A 21,600-nucleotide genomic window follows, 5' to 3' on the forward strand; every position below is an offset into this window, starting at 1 on the left:
TTTGTACAGATACTCCGAGATTTGGCCTCAGTATCTTCACATTAACCTCCTCTTTGTGCAGATACTTCAAAGTTTAGCCTCAGTATCTTCACATTTTGTAAACGTGCGAACAGTTTAAGAAGTTGGCGTTGCCAGAGGATCTCTAGTTTTTCCTACAACACTATCTCCTTTTTCCGCTGCTTATGTTGTTACTTTATGCCTTTTCCTACATCACTCCAGCCCTTTCCGCTGCTTATGTTGTTACTTTACGCCTTTTCCTACAACACTACCGGCCTTTTCCGCTGCTTATATTGTTACTTTATGGCTTTTCCTACAACACTACCGGCCTTTTATCGTGCTTGGCTTCGGAAACTGCACATTAACTACTACTTTGTTGAGATACTTGCTACCATGGCTCCGCCTCTTACTTTCCTTCATCTTTTTACGAACATATACTTAACGTTCACCTTAATCGACGACAATTCTGAAGAATTTGTATTGAATTTCCGGCGTATAGGCACTTGAGTCTTCATAACTCCAGTATCTCATTCGACTATTGGTCGTTTGTGCATTTACTAATGGTTCGCCATTAAAATCTTTTGCTACAACAATCGTATTATGCTGCCAACGCCCATCACCATCAAAATCATAACAAATCACATCACCTGGAATTAACTCTCGTGCCTCTGACTTCTCTATTCCTCTCAAACCTTTTGTAGATCCGCTCAAATACCAACGAAAGGAATGAGCAACAGACCAGCTAAAGCTCCATGTATTAGGGCTATACCACCACCCTTTTGATCGGTTCGATTGTCCCCAAAAGTACGCCCCTCCTGCGTGCATACATTGAGAGATAAAGTTCGTACAGTTATCCGTAAACTTTCGGTACATAGGATTATAATCATTCCACCACAATTCAGCATACCTTACCGCTTCGAGACGATTATAACGGCTCCCCGTTTCTCTCGGTAGTCGATAACCCCTTTGATTTTGAGGATCTAATGTCCGAAAGTGTGGCTCTGGTGACAAATGATGGGAGAATAAAAACGGTTGACTGCGTTTAATTGACTGGTGTTTCATTTCCATATCCTCAACATGAAAAGCAACAGCATCGTTCAGAACTTCTTCTTCTTTAGTTTCCTCATGAACAGCTGGTACATACTCATGGTCATTAATCATTTTTCCACATTCAAAAACCGCTACTCTACATTCCAAGCGCTCTTCTAAATAAAGCTTTTCCCTTTGTTTTTGTAATAATTCGTAGTGTAGCATATACATGATATGAACTTGTCGCTCTATTTTTGTTTTTGATACCATTCTACCTTTTACATTTGATTTAATCAGCTCAACGCCTCGCTTACGATTAAGTAGATGCTTCCGTTCTTCTAACTCGCCTTCTTCTTGTGTTAACACATTAAACTCCTCATGGATAATACCTGCGTTTCGACGTTCAATGTAATCCTTCAATTGCTTCTCATACATTCCAATCACCTCACTTGCTCTCATCTTATGACAGAAAAGATAATTCATGATTGCCAATAACTCTGCAAACAAAATCAAAAAAACAAAAAAACTGCTCTTAGTTTTTAACTAAAGCAGTTTTCGTTTTCTCTATCCTGTTATGAAGATTGCTTAATTAATACGCCTTCTAAGTGGAGCAAGGCTTCCTTTTTATCTAAGCCCCCACCGTACCCGACCATATTTCCATTACTTCCAATTACTCGATGACAAGGAATGATTATTGGAATCGGATTTTGATTGTTCGCTCCTCCAATAGCTCTCACCGCTTTCGGTGAACCAATCTGTTCAGCGACTAATTTATACGTACTCGTTTTTCCGTACTCTATATCTCTTAACGCTTGCCAAACCTTCTTTTGGAAAACTGTTCCATGTAAATCCACGCTTATATCAAATCCTTGACGCTCCCCATGAAAGTATTGTAAAAGCTGATGCTTTACTTCATCTAAAGAGTCATGGCACGCTACATAGTTTCCTTTTAACCCTAACTTCTTAATCTTTGCATTCACTGCTGCTTTGCCTTGCTCAAAACGTCCAAAATGAATATGACACACGCCTATTTCTGTAGCTAATATCGTCAACGGACCAATCGGACTCTCCATTTCATCAAAATATATACATGCTTGCGTCGTCATCATATACCCTTCTTTCCAACTCGGTTAGTCTGATTTTACCTCATTTTGTCTTTACCTTTCTATCTTCAAGATCCTGATTTTCTAGCAAATTCAGCCCTTTAGCTATTTCAGCTAATACCTGCTCATCTTCTTCCCTATCTTTGGCTGCTTTTAACCAAATCGCTCCATCTTCTGCTCCGATTTTCCCAATTGCCCATGCTGCCGTTCCACGAATGACAGGCCTCGGATCTTTAACCATTAAGTCTCTCAACGTCGGAAAAGCATTCGTATCTTTAAAGTGAGCCAATGCCAAGATCGCGTTTCTTTGTATCGGCTTTTTACCGCGCCAAGATCCAGATATATGCCCAAACTTCTCTTTAAATTCCCTATTACTAATTGTTAATAACGGCAATAATTTCGGTTTCGCAATTTCAGGGTCAGGTTCAAGCTCTGGATGGTTATGAAAATCAACCCCTTTATTAACTGGACAAACTTGTTGACAAGTATCACAACCATATAACCTATTACCTATTTTCTTCCGATATTCATCTTTCACAAAATCTTTTGTTTGTGTAATAAAAGAAATACATTTTTGTGCATTAAGTTGACCCGCTTGTACGAGTGCCCCTGTTGGACAAGCATCAATACATTTAGTACAACTTCCACATTGATCGGTTATAGGTGTATCTGGTTCAAAACCTACTGTTGTTAATAAGTTACCTAAGTAAACATAACTACCAAACTCCGGGGTAATAATTGCACAGTTTTTGGCACTCCAGCCAATACCTGCCCTCTCAGCTACTGCTCGGTCTGAGAGAGCTCCGGTGTCAACCATAGATACTGTTTTTGCGCCAGGCACCTTCTCCAAAATAAACTGTTCTATTTTACTTAGACGATCCCTTAAAACAACATGATAATCTGTGCCCCATGAAGCCCTGCAAAATATCCCACGTCTCTCTTCTTTAGTCCCTTTAGGAGCATTTTTCATTTTTGAAGGATAGGCGACAGCAATTGAAATAATCGTTTGTGCTTTTGGCAAAGTAAATTCCGGATTTACTCGCTTCTCAATATCAGATTCTTCAAAACCCGATTGAAAACCCAATTCCTTTTGTTTAATCAACCTCTCTTTTAAAGTGGTAAAGGGGTCAGCAGAAGCAAAGCCTATTTTATCTATTCCGATAGTCTCACTATATGCAATTAGTTCTTCTTTTAACTGGGCGTTTATCATATATTCCACCTTACTTCCAAAATTCTTCACATTTAGCCATGGTGTTAGATATCATAACGACCATTCATCATACCCTTACTAAATTAAACGAATTTTACCATAGTTAAGTTTCAACAACAAACCTCATTTTATGATAACATAGGATAAAAATTCAAGGAGTCGATATAATGACATGCTTTATAGTTACGCCCGATATTTTTTTGAAGCTACCACAATTTAAAATAGGTATTATTCAATATAAACAAATAACCGTTACACCATCACCTCAAATGTTTAAAGGAAGATTTCAACTATTTCAAGAAAGCCTACATATAGAATTTGCGGATAAGCCAATTACTGAAATCACAGGTATTCAAAGCTTTCGACAAGTATTTAAAGAAATCGGATTTTCACCATCTAAATACCGACCGTCATCAGAATCCCTATTAAGGCGGATTAAAAAAGGAAACTATTTAAAACCCATTGACTCAGCGGTCGATTTGACGAATTTCTTTTCCATTAAATACGAAATTCCGATAGGCATCTATGATTCCGACCACCTCTCTGGCAACCTTCAAATCCGAATAGGAGCAAACGATGAAATGTATCAATCCTTACACGGCCGTGAGCAATGGATGAATGGAATACTTTTAAGTGCAGACGAACAAGGTCCCTTTGGAAGCCCGATCGTTGATTCAACTCGAACAAGGGCAACGGAGAACACCAAAAATGCTGTACAAATTTTCTACTTACAACCAGAGATGTCTAAACAAGAATCTAATCAATTATTAGAAGCAGCAGCAAACATGTTTACACAATTAAATGGTGGTTCCTCTCATATTTCACTTTTATCAATAGAAAACCCAGAAGCGTAGAGTGTTCGGTTTATTGACACATTTTTATGGGAATAAGTATAAGGAATACAAATAAGGAGGACGATCGGAATGAGTCAAGATAAAGTTGGAACTATACTTAACAAACAAGTTGCAAACTGGAGTGTCCTATTTATTAAACTACACAACTACCATTGGTACGTAAAAGGTCCTCAATTTTTTACGCTCCACGAAAAGTTCGAAGAGTTGTATAATGAGGCTGCTACACATATTGATGAATTGGCAGAGAGATTATTAGCTCTAAAAGGTAAACCATTAGCAACAATGCAAGAGCACCTAGAAACTGCTTCAGTCAAAGAAGCAACAACAGATTTAACTGCAGACGATATGGTTGCAGACCTATCCAAGGACTTTGATACATTAATTGATGAGTTAAAAGAAGGTATGGATGTAGCAGAAGAATTAGGTGACGAAACAACAGCCGATATGTTACTTGCGATCCACCAGTCACTCGAAAAACATAATTGGATGTTGCGTTCATTCTTGAAATAAATATAAAACCCTAATATAAAAAGCCAGCGGCACTTATCCATACTAAATGTCGCTGGCTTTCGTTATGTAAAATCCATAAACCAATATAAAACGTAGTACTTAATCTTTCAACTGGTGGCCATTCATTCATAATCGGTTTTAGGATTCTCAAATTCAGCCGTAGCCCCGCCACTTTTGGGAATATCAATACCCAAAAGATTCAGTGCACCACACAATCAGCCACCACCAACCCAAAAGAGAGGGTAGTTACCCCTCCTTAATACTGCAACGATATATACTTAACCTCCACAAACTCATCGATCCCATAATGACCACCCTCACGCCCTATTCCGCTTTGTTTCATCCCACCAAAAGGAGCTTGTGCAGTTGAAATCGCACCATCATTAACACCAATAATGCCATAATCTAATTTTTCACTTAAACGAATAGCCTGTCCGAGCTGATCACTAAATAAATAAGCAGCTAAACCATATGGTGTATCATTTGCACGCCTAATCACCTCGTCCTCCGTCTTAAACGTAGCAATAGGTAAGACAGGTCCAAACGTCTCTTCATTCATACATATCATCTCATCTGACACATCCGTTAATAACGTGGGTTGAACAAATAGCCCTGAAAGTCTTTCTCCACCTACTAAAACGTTCGCACCTTTATCCCGTGCATCCTGAATTTGATCGAGCACCTTTTCAACAGCAGCTTCATCTATTAAAGGACCTATCGTGACGCCCTCATCTAAACCATTACCAACTTTTAACTTTTCCATCGCCATATGAACCTTTTCTATAAAGCTAACGGCAACCGACTCTTCTACATAGACCCGATTAGCACACACGCATGTTTGACCGGCATTACGGAATTTTGAGACCATTAATTGTTCACAAGCTACATCCAAATTAGCATGTTTGGTCACGATAAAGGGAGCATGTCCCCCTAATTCAAAAGATACCTTTTTCATTGTTTCAGCTGCTTCTTTCATTAAAAGCTTCCCGACCTGTGTGGAACCGGTAAATGTTAGCTTTCGAACTCGTGCATCCTTTTGCCAAACCCCTGAGATAACTTGAGCAGAACCTGTCACGACATTAATAACCCCTTTAGGAATGTTTGCTTTTTCTGCAAGTTCAGCTAGCTTTAATGCAGTTAATGGCGTTTGTGGTGCTGGCTTTATGACAACGGTACAACCGACAGCAAGTGCAGGTGCTACTTTTCTTGTAATCATTGCTGCCGGAAAATTCCACGGTGTAATCACACTAACGACACCGACAGGCTGTTTTTGAACAAGTATTTTTTTGTTCGGACTTGATGCGGGTATCGTCTCACCATAAACGCGCTTTCCCTCCTCTGCATACCAGCGAATAAATGAATTAGCATAACGAATTTCGCCTCTAGATTCAGCTAATGGCTTCCCTTGTTCTAAAGTGAGCGTTATAGCTAGGTCTTCTTCATTCTCCTCTATCAATTCAAACCATTTCATTAAATGCTGACTCCGCTCCTCTGCGGTTTTTAAAGACCATGAATGAAAGGCTTCATATGCAGCATCGACGGCAGCTTCAGCTTCTTGTTCTGTTCCACTTGGTACAGAATCAATGATTTTTTGATTAGCCGGATTTATGACGTTAATTTGTTCTAACTCTTCTCCTAGCCATTGCCCGTTTATCAATAACTTCATCTCACAAGCTCCCTTCCTCTCTACTTCTTACATCATTTTATTTTACTTTCTTTTATATTGTATGCCCCGCTTTAAGCATGAAGCAAGTGTGCTCCTTTGTGAGACTCACTAAAAAACGCCCTCATCCATTAATAAAGGGCGCCCCTACACGTATCTAGTACATCATTCTGCCGAGTGGCCCCTCTTCATCAATGATTTCTGCTAAATCATAAACAGAGATAGGAAAATAGGTTAATCCATACACATACGCTTGCAATTCATATAACTGAAAGTAGATAACAAGTGTTTTATCCGCTACATAAAAATATTGATTAGGATGAATTCCTTTAAATTCATTAAGCAAATCTAGCTTTCTCGTTTTAATTTGCATACGTATCAATTCATTAATTCGTTGCTGATAGTTCGAACCTTTTTTAAATAAATCTCTTAAAGCATATACTCTTCCTGTTTGTACATCCACCGTCAAAGAACGAACCATTGTTAATCCATGGGCACCACCCGAGTAAGAGTAATGGCTGTTCGTGAAACTTAATATATTTCTTTGATTATTCTTTAAATCAAAACCACCTGTAATCTCTGTTTCTGGATTTTCTAAGTAACCTTGTTTCCGAATCATTCTATACACTTGGGATTCAATTCGCTTATTCATTTCTTGCTCAATCGTTACATGTGATAGACCCGTTATTTGTGGAAAATAAATATCAATTCTTGGCTCAACAATATGCCTAGCCTTAATAGAAACAGGTAAAATAGACGTATTTGTCATTCTTATCCCTCCGCTTAAGCTTCAACTTAACCCTCAATCATATGTATGCAAACTTACAGCTCCACTTGATAAAAAGAATGAATGACATTTTTTATTTTATTGATAAGATTGGATTAAAGAACAAAAGGGGGAATCACAGTGATTACAGAATCTGTTATCTTGTCAGTAAAACCTGGCCTTGAGCAAGAATCTGAGGCATGCTTTAAACAAGACTCTACACTAATAGCAAGCATAGATGGATATCTTGAACATCGCCTCCAAACATGTATTGAGCATCCAGGAGAATATTTACTGACAGTAGAATGGGAAACACTTCATACGGTGGGTTTTCGTAAGTCCAAGCAATATGTAGAATGGAAAGAAATGCTCCATCATTTCTATGAGCCATTTCCAAATGTGTTACATGATCAAACGATCTTTTCTAATCATAAATAATCAATGATGTACATATCAGTCAAAAAAAACAGCACAAAAGCCTTTGTTACTAGGTACTCACCGCACAGAAAGTAAAAGCCTGGCAAACTCATCCACCTTTATTCTGCCTTTTTTAAAGTAAACTTTATAACTTCTTTACCATTTTAACTATTTCTTGTTGGTAACCTAAATGTTCATATAGTCCAATGGCCCTCTTGTTACTTAGAAAAACGTCTAATATTACTTCAGATAACTCCTGATTAACAGCCCATTCTTCTGCTTTTTTCATTAGGACTTTTCCTATACCTTTTCCTTCACCTTTTTCAGTAACAGCAATCGCTGAAACATATGCCTGCTTTCTATTTGTAAAAAAATCTTCTTGAATGTTAAGTTCAATATATCCTAAAAAATCTCCACTCTCTTCAGCTATATATATATTTTCCTTATTATTATTAACTGCTTGAACGGCTAACTCCTCTTGCTTTTTACACATTAAACTCTCATCTCTAAAACTCATATAATAAATATTATTAAACCTCTTAGCTAACTCTAATATATCCGAATGATCCTTTTCTTCGAATTTTCTAATATTCATATTTAAAACCTCTTCCCTATTGAATATCTTCCTCTATTATAATTTCACGACTCAAACTTAAACATAAAGCAATTCTATTTCACTTATGGCACTACCCACCCCCGTTGGTTGAAAAGGGTTAACACTTACAAATCATCAAATGATTTCCATCTGGGTCTTTAAAATTGAACCACTGTCCATGTTGTATTTCACTTAGTGAGGTTAATTTCTTTGTTTTTATGTACTCATATGCTTGGTAAATATCGTGGGTATTTAGATGAAATGGTGGGCTTTTATAAACATTTTCTTCATTGAAAATTTTACTATCTAAAACAATACCAGTTCCTTCAGTAGGAATAACGTACAGATGTTCATGCAGAATTTCTCCATCTATTGGCAAGCCAAATAAATCACAATACCAGTCACGTGCCTTTTCAATATCTCTTACAGGAATAAATATTGTTCCAACCTCATTCAGAACTGGATTAACACTCTTTTTATCGATAGTCATCTTGAAACACCTCAATTAATTAGTTGATATAATCATATGATTTTTCAGACTAAAACGCAATTTAGAATTGTATTCTGTTTAGGTGGACAGCTGTATGTCTTTTTTTATGGTTTTGACACTAATAACCTTCAGCGTTTAACCAAATAACTACTGGCGAACATATTAATGCAATAAAAATAATTAAAATGATTCAATTCACTTAATTTCTGAATAAACTTGTTGTATACCGTAGTCAAGACATGATAACAATATGTTATTAAACGTATATTTTCACCTATTGTTTCATATAGTAAAAAAACCTAGTAAACATGGCTGCTACCATACTTACTAAGTGAAAAATAACTAGTCAGTTAGTGACTTTGTTTAGTTTAATCCAAAGACAACAATAACCTTACGAGTTGTGAGCTCTAGGGTTATTTGTCTTTAACTAGAAGCACAATGGCAATCACAAGCGTCACGAGTGCAATGGTGTACATAACAGCATTGGTTGCAACGAAGTCTCCATTGGCTACAAAAAAAACGGTTTAGTTAAAGTGCTCACTTTCAGGTTTATTAAATCTTATTCTATCTATGTTTGTAGGAATTCCATTAGTTACTTTTTTCCATACACCATCTGTATATATTTCGTATTCTTTAAAAGCGAAAGGTACTCCAACCGCATTTGCAATATCACTACTATCCATAAGTTGAAAGTGTAAGTGTGGGGCGAAGGAGTTCCCTGAATGACCTACTCTACCAATTAAATCTCCCTTTCGTACACGCTGACCAACAGATACCTGAATTGAACCTGTTTGAAGGTGTACCAATGCAGCATATATACCTTCTTTATACTTTATTATAATGTAGTTGCCTGCAACTGATTGTATATCATCTTTTTCTGGGTCAAAATATCGGGCATTTTTATAAGCGTTAGACATATCTGCAATCCAATTAGTTTTTTCCCTTTCTTTATAACCGTCCTCTGCTTGTATAATAACCCCATCGCAAGGAGCATATATATTTTGTCCCCAACAATAATATTTTTCTATCGGAACACCCAAAAATAGATATTGCACAAAATTGTTTCTATAGGCTGGTCTGCCCTTTCTTTCCCAATTGACTTGGACAAAGTCAATTGCATATCTTGCACCTAATCGGTTTGTACCGTGACTTGGAATTTTTGTTCCTGGGGTGTTAGGTGAGTACCATTCTCCTCTTAAGGGAAATTCCATAATTATTGAACTAGCTTTGTAGATCATTTCACATCACTCCTTTCATAATTAATCATGAATATTTATATGATTTATAAACACTTTAAATCCCTTACGGTTCTCCTCCATATATAAACAGTATTATTGAGTCATGGTTAAAGAGATGATTCATAGTTTCATTAAAAACTCTTTCTAAATCTTATTTTCTCATTTAACCCTCTGCAGGTTAACAAGCTCTGCTTTGTTATTCTACATGAAATGACCGTTACCCTTCTTTTCGCTAACATGCCCCGTTTGTAAAATAAGAATAGTGATCCATATTTAAGAAACACCTTCATTAGTTGTACGATTAATGTGGCATTAATGATAAAATTTTTAATAACAAAATCCAATGAACTGATAAGCAATGAAAGGGTGATACAATGAATAATTTAGTAAATACCTTTGAAATTCCTTACTATGCGGTTATTTTTGCTTCTGAAAGAACAGAAGGTGATAATGGTTACAATGAAATGGCTTCTAAAATGGTTGCGTTAGCTAATGAACAAAAGGGATTTTTAGGATTAGAAAGTTCTAGGGATTCGAATTTAGGCATTACAATTTCTTATTGGAAGACCTTAGAAGATATTACTGCTTGGAAAAATCACACAGCTCATCAAGTTGCTCAAAAACTCGGTAAAGAAGAGTGGTACAGCCAATTTTCTTTACGCATATGTAAGGTGGAACGAGATTATTTATTCAAATCTAAGTAGTAGGAACTGCCCCGTATGTTAAGTATGAGAGAACCTAAACAGTTTTCAGCGAATACAGCTTTCTCTTCTCTCATTGAAAAAATAAAAGATAATCAACTAATGAAATTCATAAAACAGCCCATTAAACAGAAATTAATGGGCTTTACTTAAGTAGATCAAATGTATGTTTTCCTTAGACTAATTAAGCCGTTTTAAATGAATACTTGATTGATAAGAATTCAGACCTTTCCCCATTTTAACTTTTTGTACAAAATCTGGATTAGCTAGTAAAGGTCTGCCGAAAGCAGCTATATCTATCGTACCCTCCTGAATTGCTTCATTGGCAGTTTCTACGTCTAATTTTCCTACTCCAATTATCACTCCATCCCAGTATTTTCTTACTAGCTGATGAAAAGTCATGTTAGTCGTTATTTTTTGTGAGAAGTCATTTGTTGAAGGATGTAAGATTTCAATATTGACTTCTTTAAAAATTCGGATAAATTCTTTTACATTCTGAACCGGATCAACCCATTTAAATTCAGGTATATCATCTTTTATTTCTGAAAACCTAACAATTGTTTTCTCTTTACCGACTTCTTTCACAACCGCTTCTAATACTTCTCTCATAAACCGTAAACGACCTTCGCTAGTCACTCCATACCCATCAGTACGATTATTTGTAATTGAGGAATTAAATTGGTCAATTAAGTAACCATGAGCAGCATGTACTTCAACACCATCAAAACCAGCTTTGACCGCATTTCTTGCAGCGAGGGCATACTCATTAATCACATGATTAATATCATTCACGGACATCTCCTCTGGCTCTTCAAAAGGTTTTCGCAAACGATGTACAAGTCCATTAGCTTTTATAGGTGAAGGTGCTTGAGGTGGGTAACCGCCAGTTAAATCACGATGAGTTAATCTCCCAACATGCCACAGCTGCGCAACAATTAACCCTCCTTCCTCATGAACAGCCTCTGTTACGCTTTTCCAAGACTTTACTTGACTTTCCGTATATAACCCAGGGATTCCAAAAGTCCCTTTACCTCTAATAGAGGGGTTAATCCCTTCCGTAATAATGATACCTACACCATCTTTTGCTCTTTTTTTGTAATAATTGAGAATATCTAACCCAACCTCACCAGTATCATTATTCGCAAATCCCCTCGTCATAGGGGCCATCACAACCCTTGATTTTAATTCCCAATCATTAATCTTAACTGCTTGCAATAATTGATTTGTCCCCATAGCATAAACTCCTTTATTAATTTCTCACTCTACATAAAAATTTTATAAAAGATAAGAGAAGGTTTAAATGCGTTTTTATTGTAATTTGTTAGAAAAAACATTTAAAATAAATTTAATATGTTAATTTCACTTATAAAGTTAAGGTGGCGAAGGGTATGGATCAATTAGATAAAGAAATTCTTCTCGTGTTGCAAGAAAAAGGGCGAATAACTATGACGGAATTAGGAAAAGAAGTTTTACTTTCTCAGCCAGCAGTTACTGAGCGAGTGCGTAGGATTGAGGAAAAGGGAATCATTGATCATTATAGGGCTGTTGTTAAGGCTGAAAAGGTAAATAATGCTGTAACAGCTTTTCTTTTATTTCATACTAAAACCTGCGAGCATTTTGTAGATGCCTGTAGTAAATCAAATGAAGTAGTTGAATTACACAGAATTAGCGGTCAATACAATTTTTTAGTTAAAATGGTTTCCGAAACACTTCACACATTAGAAACAGCAATTAATGAAATGGGTACATTTGGAGACTCGACGACTCTAATTGTTTTATCATCACCGATAGAAAATAAAAAGATCATTCCCATATTAAAAAACTAAACTCAACATTCCATCATTTGTAAATCACCTCTAGATATATAGACAAATATGAACTTTTAAGGATAATGAAAAAACAAATACAGCTAACAAAGATTCGTTTCTTTATGGATGGTTCCTTAGTTATCACCCCATGCTTCATAGCACAAGTACTGAAGGATTCGTCTATCAGACGCAATACACTCTTTCTACGTATCGCGGAGTTGAAATGTCTTATGATATACAAAAACAGAATGATCATTAAAACAATCTCAAAATAGTAGGGACTTTGAGTTCATAGATAGGATGTGACGATATATAATGCATGCACTAGTTATAGGCGGTACAGGTATGTTATCAAATGTTTCATTATGGTTAGCCAATGAAGGTTTTAAGGTTTCAGTGATTGGGCGTAATCCTGACCGGATGAAGAAATTAATTAATACTTCCGAGCAACAAGGGCATATAACACCATTACTTGTTGATTATAAAAATGAAATTGAGCTAGAAGAGCAACTGAGAATAGTTATAAAAGAGAACGGTTCAATTGATTTAGTTATAGCTTGGATACATTCAGTTGGGAAAAATGTATTAAATGTAGTTTCTCAAGAACTTTTAATAGATAACCATACTTGGAGATTATTCCAGGTGCTCGGCAGTAGCTCAAACTTAAAAGAAATTAAAATCAAAGCTAATGTCGCTGATAACTGTCACTATCGTCAAGTCCAACTAGGGTTCATCACCAAAAATAATCATTCTAGATGGTTAACTCATGAAGAGATCAGTAATGGAGTTATTGAAGCAATTTCAAATGACAAGCTTGTAAATATAGTCGGAACAATTGAACCATGGGAAAAGCGTCCTTATTAATATGGTGGAGTTCTATAATTCTCCACCTTTTTGATTATGTATTTCTTATTCATCACTCATATGAAATATAAATTTGGATAAAGGACCTTTTTTATAGAGATGAATTAATTGGCTCTATCATAAAATAATATCGTAAATAAAATTAGTGAGGCTTTTAACTCGCTTTAAATAATATTCACTTTTACGATTATCTTTAAGTTCAATTTTAAATAATAATGTTAACATCAATGCTGTATCTAACCTATAAATCTGTTGAATCAACTTACTAGTACGTTGAATAAGGTGATCATTTTGATAACCTTCTAAAAACTCACCTATATTTAACTCATTTGATTCAGACACTCTCATAATTTCGGCAATTGGATCGCCTATATAAGCATTATCCCAATCAATCAAAGCCTTAACCTTATGGTTCCTACAAATTATATTATCATTTCGAATATCAAGGTGTAATAAACAAACCCCATTAACTGACGAATCTAATATCGATTGGATTAAACAGGCATTAGGAATCATCATTTTTATATTGAAGGTCTCATTTACCTTGTGTAGTCTGTTTATAATTCTAAGTGAAATAACCTTCGTGAAACTCACGTGACCTTGGCCTACAATACTAAGATTATCTATAGGGAGGGAGTGCAATAGCGAAACTAACCTTCCTATTTCATGACTTGAAACATTAGATCCATCAGTATTAATATACTCAGATGCTAAAAAATTGTTATGCTCCCCGCTATGTAATAAATATGGTTTAGGAACAGGAAAGTTATGTCGATGGCAAAAGTCATAAAGTAAAGCTTCTTTCTTTAAAGATGATATGTCATTTTTATTAATATGACCCGGTGTTCTTATCGCTATTTCTCCCAGGCTTGCTTCATTGACTAAATAAACTAGGTTGACGACACCATTGTTAAGAAAATGAATTTCATCGAATACCCATTGATACTTCGTTCTTAAAATTTCCTTAATCCACCTTTGTTGCTTATGAATCAGTTTGCTATCAAACATTTCCTCTCTCCTTAGAGTATCTAATTTAGGATAGAAACCCTATCAGTATACAGAACTATTTTTGGGCTATATAAATACTCCATCTATCTTTTTCTATTAGATTATGAGAGCTAGGAATTGATTTGTTAATATGTTCAACTAATCTGCTTAACTCTCTATCTGACAATTCATGAAGAATACTTCTCCCCGTTCTTCTCTGTAAATCATCTAAAAGAAACACCTTCTCCTTATATATATTTCTAGTTTCCCATATCTTTATCTCTTGTACATTTTTAAATCCAGCTTCATAGAGGCTATTAAACACTTCTTCACTATGAAACCTACGTTTGTTCTCAATTATCTTTAATCGTGGGAATAAATCAAAGAAATAACCTCTAATATGTTCCTCTGTTCCGCTTAAAAAACAATCTTCGGGTGTTCGATCTTGAATGATAAAGTAGCCATTTCTGTTTAATATTCGATATGACTCTTTAAAAGCTGAAGAAAGTGTATCTAAATGATGAATTAAAGCTCTTTCAAGAACTAACTCACAACTCTCATCAGACAAACCACTTTCTAATGCTGTCCCGAATTTGAACGAAATATTATCGTAATTCTGACAATTCTTTTTAGCCCCCTCTAAAATTGCCTTTGAAAAATCTATACCAATTACATTCATAGCCCCTATATCCGATAAAGCTTTTGAATAAATCCCGCCACCACACCCTATATCAACAGCGGTTGCTAATTCTTTATGGCCAATGCACCCCTTAATAGTCTCTTTCCATAAAAAATCGGCCTCCCGAGTAGTGTAGCTATCCTTATTCTTTTTACTATGAAAATCAATACTCATATAGTCCCTCCCATAAGATCCTCTTTAGTTAAATCTTATATTAGAGGAAGCTATAAATCTAATACTATTAAGTTATGTAAAACGATAACCTTAACTTATATCTCTTTCAGAATATTAATACCTATCAATTAAAGATAATTGACCATACTAAGCACATAAGTGCATTGTATGTTCAGTTTAAAGCCTATTCATAACTAACGTCATGACTTTTTATGGCCCTTCATATGGTGGATTTAGGATATGCTCAGAAAATGCTTCTTTATAAGGGGCTCCACCAAGTATAATATCTTTTGAAGCATTTACAAAATCATACTCTGTCACTTTTAATATGAAATCATCAGAATTAATGAGTAACCAACAAGCCCCCTTAGCCCTACTTTGAAGTCCGACACTTCCAGCATTAATTACATTCTTTGAATAAATATTTCTCTTGAATTGAATGTGAGTGTGACCACAGATAATAGTGGATTGGTCTGTTTCTTTAACCATCTCGTAAACGTCATCTTCTGGGGTATCAATTCGAATCGCCTCTGTATCTCCTCGAGGTGAACCATGTATAAATAGTACTCCTTCTTCTACATGTGAAAACTTAAAAGAACCCATCCACTCTATTTGCTCTTTCGTAAGTTGTTCTATACACCATTGGTTTAATTCGCCAATCATACACCGCCTAGACTATTTTGACTTTTATATTGTTCGAATATCTCTCTATCACTGTTACCCATTATAAAAATAAAATCTTCCTTCCTTATAAAGAGTGTATCCATGACCTTCCTCGGCTGGGGACCCCACGCTAGGTCGCCTCCTACGATTACTTTATCTATATTCTCTTTTTCGATCTCACGTAAAACGCATCTAAAGCATGGTAATTTCCATGAATATCATAAATAACAGCTAATTTCAATTATTTTCACCTTCCTTATATATTTAAATTAACCATTCTACAGACTGTCTAATTTTCTTTTTTTGATTCTTCCCCACTTCGAATTCCTCATTTATACAACTTTATTCCGCCGCACAACGCCGTTTAAACCTTAATAAAAATGGCTAACATATCAGTAAATTGAATATAATTATCGTTATCGATTAATTTATGGACCAACATGTTGTATACTGAAATCAGAATAATTACAATGTATATTTACTACTACTAATTCATATATAAAAATAAACCTAGTAAACATAGCTCCTACCATACTTGGAAAATCCTCAATATAGTTTCTTTCATTAGCTCTTAAATGTGCCATATATACTCCTCCTTGATTTTCTATAACTTAATTTTTAATTTTTCCAAATTTCTTATCACTTCTTTTGCTATTTCAATATTTATTAGTTCTTCTTTGGTAACATCAAGAATATTTACATTTCCTAATTTATTTTTTAATTCATTAATGGCTAAATTGATAGAGTCATTACAAATTTCAACAAGGTTTTGTGGGCTTTCTACCTCTAGTGGAGAACCTTTGGTTTGTTGGCAAAAGAGTTGATTAATTCGAGTGGTATTTAATTGATAAGAACACCATAGATACGTGGTGTTCTTCTTTCATCCATTCATCGTAAATATAAAGCATTATTATCATCTAATACTTAAATTTTTTTATAACTATAATAAACCTTAATATTTAATGCATATTATATTAACTTTTGATATCTCATAGACCAACATTATAAAATAAAAATTGATTAGTTACCCTTTTACGTCTAGAGGACAAGGAGGTGAGCATGAGAATGAAAAATCAAACGCGTAAGGTGATACATTCCATTGGTCGTGTTCAAACCATTAAATTGAAAGAAAAATGTTTGTAATTTTAACTAATGAAGGTCGTGAAATATTATATCGAATTACACGGTAGAATAGCTAAAAGCTTAAGAAGATGTTAAAAGAACTCGAGCCACCCAACCCTGTTGGCCTCTGAACCCCTCTTTTTTTGGACGCAAAGAACTATGGTGACACATCTATATGTTGGACATTTCGTCCCCATGAATTCTTATAAATCACATTTAGACAGCTTATTTTCTTATCAGGCTTATTATTCAACTTGTTTAATTGGGTCATAAGGAAACTTCTTTCAAATAGAAATAGGACACCGAGTGATCACAGGTTTATACCGTAATCGTTCAGTGTCCTCCAAATGGCTGTTAGAACAAATCTTTAATTAATGTACCAATATAGGGAAAACCAAGATTATGATGAAAATTTTTTTGGAAGGTAGAGGGTACTAAGTCTTAGAGCGATTCCTTTCAAAGGCTGATTCAAGTTAACTGTATGCAAGCCACTCTACAAACCTATACGATTGTATCAACACATAATTACATCATTAATCTTTTGAACTTTCTTCATTCTCCTTAATTGTTATCCCTGTTTTTATATCATCATCATTAAAACTAAATGAACATGCTGTTAAATTGATAAATATACACCCCATAAATACAACTAGTAAAAACCTTTTAGTGCTTCTCATTTTTTTATCCTCCTTTATCTTAATAGTTATATTATACCATACCAAAAAAACTATTATTTGTAATTATATAACTAATGCACTAAAACTATAGTATTATATATTCGAGATAGCAGCCGTATTAGCTCAAAAGTAATCTGAGCAAAGGCCACAGATTTAATTAAAACTGAATCTTTTTTAATCTATTTTCTATTGAATTAACGTCCCTTTTAGTTTAAATACATGCCATAGTCGCCTACTTAAGATTCTCTTTCATTCATATTACTAAAGAAAAAGAGCTGCTATAGTAGCAGCCCCATTCTTTATAATTATGTTATGGCATTACACATGTCCCAGGACATGAAACTGTCCCACTGTAAGTAACAAAAATAATATCGATAGCAGATTGTTGATGCGCTATCGTTAAGGTCCCTCTCCAGCCACCTGAATTATATTCTATGGTCCTTGGAATTGGTTGATTGACTTGATAGGCTCTTGTGACAGTAACGGTTCTAGTTTGCTGCACTTCTATTACATCGTTTGTATTAGCTGTTGATGCGACTACATTAGAACTCCCAATTGGAAACCCAACCCAAAACGCACTCATTATAACAATAACTGATAGAAAACCTTTTAAATTATTCATTTAATCATCTCCTTTACAAATAATATTCCACATAAAATATTAAATACCTTCCTCAATGATATATTTATTTTAATGATTATCATTTTAATTATTTTATCATTTAAATCATTTCTCATTAGCAAAAATGCAAAGTTAAACAATAGTCATAAAACCTAAATAGAGCCTAAAACACTTGAGAAAAGTAGATATATAATGTGCATCTTTTGCATACTGACTTGAAATAAGATATTTGAGCCCCATTCTATCATGATGGCACATGATGGAATAACTTTGAAAATTAATGTTTGATTTGATCGATAATGTCGAATAAAGCTTCGTTGAATAGCTCCTTCTGATCAAGCATCGTTACATGTCCAGCATTTGGTATCGAGTAAAATTGTTTCATTGGCGCCTTGAGTTGATCAAAGTATGTGCGAGCGAGAGAATAAGGAGTTTGCCAGTCATCCTCGCCGTGGATATAGAATAATGGAACTTGATAGTCTGAAGTTACCCTGTTTAGATCATAGGACTTAAACAAAGATTCCAAAATAGCACGCTGTTTTATTTCTAGTACATCGCTCATTAACATGTATTTAATATCTTTGAACGAATAAAAGGGAGAACATAGTACGCTCATGACTAGCTGGGGTGATGGTTGCATCGCAAGCTTATACTTACCTTGCAACTTACGGAGTTTCATAAGCTTCTTGATCATGATATCACTAAATTGGTGATCGGGATAAGGGCTTAAAGCCTGTAAGGTGCTAATATCTTTCTGATTTTCTACTTGTCTGCTGCATTCTAATACTTTTTCGTAGCCAATTCGTTCGTTTTCAAACATATTTACAACTTGTCCAACTCCAATATAGGCTTGAACCATCTGCGGATACTGCAAGGTAAATAGACTGCCTAAGACAGAACCCCATGAATGACCAAGCAGAAGTATTCGCTCTTTATTATATTTATTTTGTAAATAGCTCACAACTTCATATGTATCCTGTAATGCTTGTTCAATTGTAGTTGTCGGCGTGACTTTCTGGGGATCATTCGCAAAGAAGGTTTTACCGCTGTTTCGCTGTTCCCAGTGAACGACGGTTACTTTATCTTCCCAAGGAAACTGAAAGTCTTGGGCAAAAGGAAGCATCGGACTGCCAGGACCTCCATGTAAGAATAAGAGGACGGTATGATCCTTATTTTCACCACGATGATATAAAAACTGCTGGATTCCACCGATCGTCACATACTCGCCCTCATCTATTCCGTTGGGTGTATTGATATGACAGGCTGCTGCACGCTTCTTTGTGTAGAGAAACCGATAAACCGCCATACTGATGCAGGCAATAGCCGCTATGAGAATAATCAAAGTTTGATTCATGTGAATGCCCCCTCTAACTATTTTTTGTTGAATTCTGCTTGCACTTACTTAGATATTCCGCAATTGCTTCTACAAGAATGCTTAATGCTTGTGCCCTCCCCTGTTCACCGTATTGATTCTGATTAGATGCGATAAAATGCAAACCATCCATTAAATTCGCAAGTACGCTGTAATCACATTGAGCATCCTCTATTCCCAAACAACTCATTGTACGCTGAAAATTAGTTTTGGATTTATCCTGTTCCTTTCTGTTAATAGAATCTGGAAGCTTGCGCAGCAAATATTCCAGGTCCGATGGCTGAACATAGAGTGCAAGACTATCTGAAGACAAATAAATTTCATAAAGTGCATGCGTAATCTTGTCCTTAAAATGTCGCGAGCTAGCCCCGATTTCAAGAATTCGGTCAAATAAAGCTTGTTCATTTTGCTTCATAATGTAGTAGAGAAATTCTTCCTTGGAAGGATAATAGGTATAGAAGGAACCTTTGGCTATTTGCACAGCTGCTGTAATATCGTCAACCGTAACTCGCTTCATGCCTTTTTTACGAATGAGCTCTATTCCTTTGATATACATTGCATTTTTGATATGCTCCTTCTCCTGCTCACTTATGATCTTTGGCATACAATCTCCTCCTTTAATGACTATTTATAATTAATTTGGTCAATATAAATATAATAACTGAACCCTGGTGAAATTCAATGTTATTAGCATAAAAATAGCTGAATTAAAATTCAGAACATGTTATCTAAATTTAATACGCGGCAAATTACCTGAGCACTTAAAGGAGTTTAATTTCTTTGTTAAGGATGGAGAGGACGAAACGAAGGTAGCGGGCGGAATAGCTGTACCATTTCTTGTGGGATTTATTCGAATACAATATTCTATGGTGGATGAGGAGCTACGCAAGCATCATTATGGCTCGAAGCTGATGCAGATGGCAGAGGAAATGCGAGAGAGTGAAGCTGCAAGACGATGAAGGTCAATACACTTAGCTATCAAAAGCAGGCTTTGAGGTGTTTGGTCAATAAGATGGGGTTGCTGAACAGTACAACAATATTTCTCACGACCGGAACCCATTATTTATAAGTGAATACCTTAGAATTAACTTATAAAAACGAGGTAGAGAAATGGATAATAATGTGGGTAGAAACAAAAATAGTTCAGACTTTAACCAAGAAGATTTAAATATTGCCTTAAGTTTAAAGCTTGCTGTTTTAGGAGGTCTCATCACCACTATTGGTGATGCGATAGCAGTTTATGCAGCTAATCTTGCCATTAATGAAGCTGTTCAAGATAACGTTAGAGAGAATGAAGATCAACAAAAACTAGAACAAAGATTGCAAACATTAGAACAAAAAATAGAGTTATTATTAGAAAAAATAGAAAATAACTAATACACAGTTTGACCAAACTGAAGCTTCTCCTATTTCACTAACCTGTCTCTTTAACACCATAACAAAAGGAACTTCCCTTGGTTCAGGAAATCCCTAGAAATCCAATACCGAATTCCATACCTATCCAAAAATAAAAGAAAGATTCTTTTATTTTTGGATAGCTCCTGAGTATACTTTCATACAAAACCCTTATGTCGCAGCCAAAACTAGATCCGACACCAACAAACATGAAAGTGGTGTCTTGTTCTTTAACTGGTGGAACTTCATTCAATTTGATTTTGTCCTTTTTCATTCAAAAGAATGGTCGCAGATTATTTTTACTTGAGAATAAGCAGTAACCCAGCGGACTAAAACATGCGGAGACACCCGTGCCACGCGATTGTATCGGAGCATAATTTTCGCTAGTGACGAATAGAGCTCCTCATATCAGCTTAAAACAACTTTCATACAAAAATAACCACATTAGCATACTTATTTCAATAATGATATTATCTCGAAAAATTACTAAGTGAAATTCATTAAAAAAAACCGCCATAAAGGCGGTTTCAGGCTGTCGAGAAAGTCTCGACAGCCTTTTAAAAATTTTACTATACAACATATAGTGTATTGATAATACGTTAAAAACTATATGTTGTGGAAAAATCAATTAAAACATCAAAAACCCCCTTTTTCAAAATCAGAC

Annotated in this window: 26 protein-coding genes and 1 pseudogene; 9 read left to right on the forward strand and 18 right to left on the reverse strand. The window is 35.4% G+C overall.

The features are described from left to right. Positions 1 to 447 precede the first annotated feature (447 nt). The 3 genes from PQ479_RS06385 to queG all read right to left on the reverse strand — a co-directional run bounded on the left by PQ479_RS06385 (position 448) and on the right by queG (position 3,339). On the reverse strand, positions 448 to 1,461 hold the full coding sequence (locus tag PQ479_RS06385) for an amidase domain-containing protein (RefSeq protein ID WP_047988510.1): 1,014 nt from the start codon (positions 1,459 to 1,461) through the stop codon (positions 448 to 450). Positions 1,462 to 1,598: 137 nt separating this feature from the next. Further along, positions 1,599 to 2,132, reverse strand: a complete 534-nt coding sequence (locus tag PQ479_RS06390) for a methylated-DNA--[protein]-cysteine S-methyltransferase (RefSeq protein ID WP_047988509.1) — start codon at positions 2,130 to 2,132, stop codon at positions 1,599 to 1,601. Between the two features lie 40 nt (positions 2,133 to 2,172). Continuing rightward, positions 2,173 to 3,339, reverse strand: coding sequence for a tRNA epoxyqueuosine(34) reductase QueG (gene queG, locus PQ479_RS06395; RefSeq protein ID WP_047988508.1), 1,167 nt, complete (start codon positions 3,337 to 3,339; stop codon positions 2,173 to 2,175). Between the two features lie 167 nt (positions 3,340 to 3,506). On the opposite strand from queG, the gene PQ479_RS06400 reads away from it, so the two are divergent. Both PQ479_RS06400 and PQ479_RS06405 read left to right on the forward strand, forming a co-directional pair. Further along, positions 3,507 to 4,193 carry a B3/B4 domain-containing protein gene (locus PQ479_RS06400; protein WP_047988507.1) on the forward strand — a complete coding sequence of 229 codons (687 nt, stop codon included), beginning with the start codon at positions 3,507 to 3,509 and terminating at the stop codon, positions 4,191 to 4,193. A gap of 69 nt (positions 4,194 to 4,262) precedes the next feature. Continuing rightward, a complete protein-coding gene (locus tag PQ479_RS06405; RefSeq protein WP_047988506.1) occupies positions 4,263 to 4,703 on the forward strand; it encodes a Dps family protein in 441 nt (146 codons plus the stop codon). Between the two features lie 256 nt (positions 4,704 to 4,959). On the opposite strand, the gene PQ479_RS06410 is transcribed toward PQ479_RS06405, so the two are convergent. Both PQ479_RS06410 and PQ479_RS06415 read right to left on the reverse strand, forming a co-directional pair. Beyond that, complete coding sequence (locus PQ479_RS06410) at positions 4,960 to 6,369, reverse strand: NAD-dependent succinate-semialdehyde dehydrogenase (protein ID WP_047988505.1); 1,410 nt, start codon at positions 6,367 to 6,369, stop codon at positions 4,960 to 4,962. 154 nt (positions 6,370 to 6,523) lie between these two features. Continuing rightward, positions 6,524 to 7,135, reverse strand: coding sequence for a DUF3298 and DUF4163 domain-containing protein (locus PQ479_RS06415; RefSeq protein ID WP_047988504.1), 612 nt, complete (start codon positions 7,133 to 7,135; stop codon positions 6,524 to 6,526). A gap of 138 nt (positions 7,136 to 7,273) precedes the next feature. Here PQ479_RS06415 and PQ479_RS06420 point away from each other — a divergent pair, with 138 nt between their 5' ends. Continuing rightward, the gene (locus PQ479_RS06420; RefSeq protein ID WP_047988503.1) at positions 7,274 to 7,570 is read left to right on the forward strand and encodes an antibiotic biosynthesis monooxygenase family protein; all 297 of its coding nucleotides are present in this window, start codon (positions 7,274 to 7,276) and stop codon (positions 7,568 to 7,570) included. A 124-nt stretch (positions 7,571 to 7,694) separates the two neighbouring features. On the opposite strand, the gene PQ479_RS06425 is transcribed toward PQ479_RS06420, so the two are convergent. The 3 genes from PQ479_RS06425 to PQ479_RS06435 all read right to left on the reverse strand — a co-directional run bounded on the left by PQ479_RS06425 (position 7,695) and on the right by PQ479_RS06435 (position 9,872). Beyond that, on the reverse strand, positions 7,695 to 8,144 hold the full coding sequence (locus PQ479_RS06425; RefSeq protein ID WP_047988502.1) for a GNAT family N-acetyltransferase: 450 nt from the start codon (positions 8,142 to 8,144) through the stop codon (positions 7,695 to 7,697). Between the two features lie 118 nt (positions 8,145 to 8,262). Next, positions 8,263 to 8,634: a VOC family protein gene (locus PQ479_RS06430; protein ID WP_047988501.1), complete on the reverse strand. Its 372-nt coding sequence runs from the start codon at positions 8,632 to 8,634 to the stop codon at positions 8,263 to 8,265. A gap of 524 nt (positions 8,635 to 9,158) precedes the next feature. After that, complete coding sequence (locus PQ479_RS06435) at positions 9,159 to 9,872, reverse strand: M23 family metallopeptidase (RefSeq protein WP_047988500.1); 714 nt, start codon at positions 9,870 to 9,872, stop codon at positions 9,159 to 9,161. A gap of 374 nt (positions 9,873 to 10,246) precedes the next feature. Between PQ479_RS06435 and PQ479_RS06440 the strand changes: the two genes are divergently transcribed. Together PQ479_RS06440 and PQ479_RS06445 are read left to right on the forward strand one after the other, a co-directional pair. Further along, on the forward strand, positions 10,247 to 10,576 hold the full coding sequence (locus tag PQ479_RS06440) for an antibiotic biosynthesis monooxygenase family protein (RefSeq protein ID WP_047988499.1): 330 nt from the start codon (positions 10,247 to 10,249) through the stop codon (positions 10,574 to 10,576). 15 nt (positions 10,577 to 10,591) lie between these two features. After that, positions 10,592 to 10,726, forward strand: coding sequence for a hypothetical protein (locus PQ479_RS06445; protein WP_273716830.1), 135 nt, complete (start codon positions 10,592 to 10,594; stop codon positions 10,724 to 10,726). 27 nt (positions 10,727 to 10,753) lie between these two features. Here the strand turns inward: PQ479_RS06445 and PQ479_RS06450 are convergent, their stop codons facing one another. Beyond that, positions 10,754 to 11,806: an oxidoreductase gene (locus PQ479_RS06450; protein ID WP_053070380.1), complete on the reverse strand. Its 1,053-nt coding sequence runs from the start codon at positions 11,804 to 11,806 to the stop codon at positions 10,754 to 10,756. Between the two features lie 155 nt (positions 11,807 to 11,961). Between PQ479_RS06450 and PQ479_RS06455 the strand changes: the two genes are divergently transcribed. After that, positions 11,962 to 12,399, forward strand: coding sequence for an Lrp/AsnC family transcriptional regulator (locus PQ479_RS06455; RefSeq protein WP_047988497.1), 438 nt, complete (start codon positions 11,962 to 11,964; stop codon positions 12,397 to 12,399). A 297-nt stretch (positions 12,400 to 12,696) separates the two neighbouring features. Further along, positions 12,697 to 13,245: a short-chain dehydrogenase gene (locus PQ479_RS06460; RefSeq protein WP_047988496.1), complete on the forward strand. Its 549-nt coding sequence runs from the start codon at positions 12,697 to 12,699 to the stop codon at positions 13,243 to 13,245. Positions 13,246 to 13,362: 117 nt separating this feature from the next. Here the strand turns inward: PQ479_RS06460 and PQ479_RS06465 are convergent, their stop codons facing one another. The 9 genes and pseudogenes from PQ479_RS06465 to PQ479_RS06500 all read right to left on the reverse strand — a co-directional run bounded on the left by PQ479_RS06465 (position 13,363) and on the right by PQ479_RS06500 (position 20,145). Next, positions 13,363 to 14,253 carry a phosphotransferase gene (locus tag PQ479_RS06465; RefSeq protein ID WP_047988495.1) on the reverse strand — a complete coding sequence of 297 codons (891 nt, stop codon included), beginning with the start codon at positions 14,251 to 14,253 and terminating at the stop codon, positions 13,363 to 13,365. Between the two features lie 55 nt (positions 14,254 to 14,308). Continuing rightward, positions 14,309 to 15,085 (reverse strand): class I SAM-dependent methyltransferase, encoded by a 777-nt coding sequence (locus PQ479_RS06470; RefSeq protein WP_047988494.1) that lies wholly within the window; start codon positions 15,083 to 15,085, stop codon positions 14,309 to 14,311. Positions 15,086 to 15,295: 210 nt separating this feature from the next. Beyond that, entirely contained in the window at positions 15,296 to 15,748 is a 453-nt protein-coding gene (locus PQ479_RS06475) for a metallophosphoesterase family protein (protein ID WP_053070379.1), read from the reverse strand. After that, positions 15,745 to 15,933: pseudogene (locus PQ479_RS21885) on the reverse strand (metallophosphoesterase family protein); the annotation flags it as partial. The gene PQ479_RS06475 and the pseudogene PQ479_RS21885, both read right to left, overlap by 4 nt. 243 nt (positions 15,934 to 16,176) lie before the next feature. Beyond that, the gene (locus PQ479_RS06480; protein WP_273716832.1) at positions 16,177 to 16,332 is read right to left on the reverse strand and encodes a hypothetical protein; all 156 of its coding nucleotides are present in this window, start codon (positions 16,330 to 16,332) and stop codon (positions 16,177 to 16,179) included. A 1,071-nt stretch (positions 16,333 to 17,403) separates the two neighbouring features. Beyond that, positions 17,404 to 17,547, reverse strand: coding sequence for a hypothetical protein (locus PQ479_RS06485; protein ID WP_273716834.1), 144 nt, complete (start codon positions 17,545 to 17,547; stop codon positions 17,404 to 17,406). 310 nt (positions 17,548 to 17,857) lie between these two features. Beyond that, the gene (locus PQ479_RS06490) at positions 17,858 to 18,169 is read right to left on the reverse strand and encodes a hypothetical protein (RefSeq protein ID WP_047988493.1); all 312 of its coding nucleotides are present in this window, start codon (positions 18,167 to 18,169) and stop codon (positions 17,858 to 17,860) included. A 277-nt stretch (positions 18,170 to 18,446) separates the two neighbouring features. Beyond that, positions 18,447 to 19,523 carry an alpha/beta fold hydrolase gene (locus PQ479_RS06495; RefSeq protein WP_053070378.1) on the reverse strand — a complete coding sequence of 359 codons (1,077 nt, stop codon included), beginning with the start codon at positions 19,521 to 19,523 and terminating at the stop codon, positions 18,447 to 18,449. A gap of 13 nt (positions 19,524 to 19,536) precedes the next feature. Then, on the reverse strand, positions 19,537 to 20,145 hold the full coding sequence (locus PQ479_RS06500; protein WP_053070377.1) for a TetR/AcrR family transcriptional regulator: 609 nt from the start codon (positions 20,143 to 20,145) through the stop codon (positions 19,537 to 19,539). Positions 20,146 to 20,212: 67 nt separating this feature from the next. Here PQ479_RS06500 and PQ479_RS06505 point away from each other — a divergent pair, with 67 nt between their 5' ends. Continuing rightward, on the forward strand, positions 20,213 to 20,500 hold the full coding sequence (locus tag PQ479_RS06505) for a GNAT family N-acetyltransferase (protein ID WP_047988492.1): 288 nt from the start codon (positions 20,213 to 20,215) through the stop codon (positions 20,498 to 20,500). Positions 20,501 to 20,651: 151 nt separating this feature from the next. Then, positions 20,652 to 20,918 carry a hypothetical protein gene (locus tag PQ479_RS06510; RefSeq protein WP_047988491.1) on the forward strand — a complete coding sequence of 89 codons (267 nt, stop codon included), beginning with the start codon at positions 20,652 to 20,654 and terminating at the stop codon, positions 20,916 to 20,918. The last annotated feature ends 682 nt before the right edge of the window (positions 20,919 to 21,600 follow it).

It is taken from the genome of Alkalihalobacillus pseudalcaliphilus, assembly GCF_028610675.1.
GTDB classification, from domain to species: Bacteria; Bacillota; Bacilli; order Bacillales; family Bacillaceae_D; genus Alkalihalobacillus; species Alkalihalobacillus pseudalcaliphilus.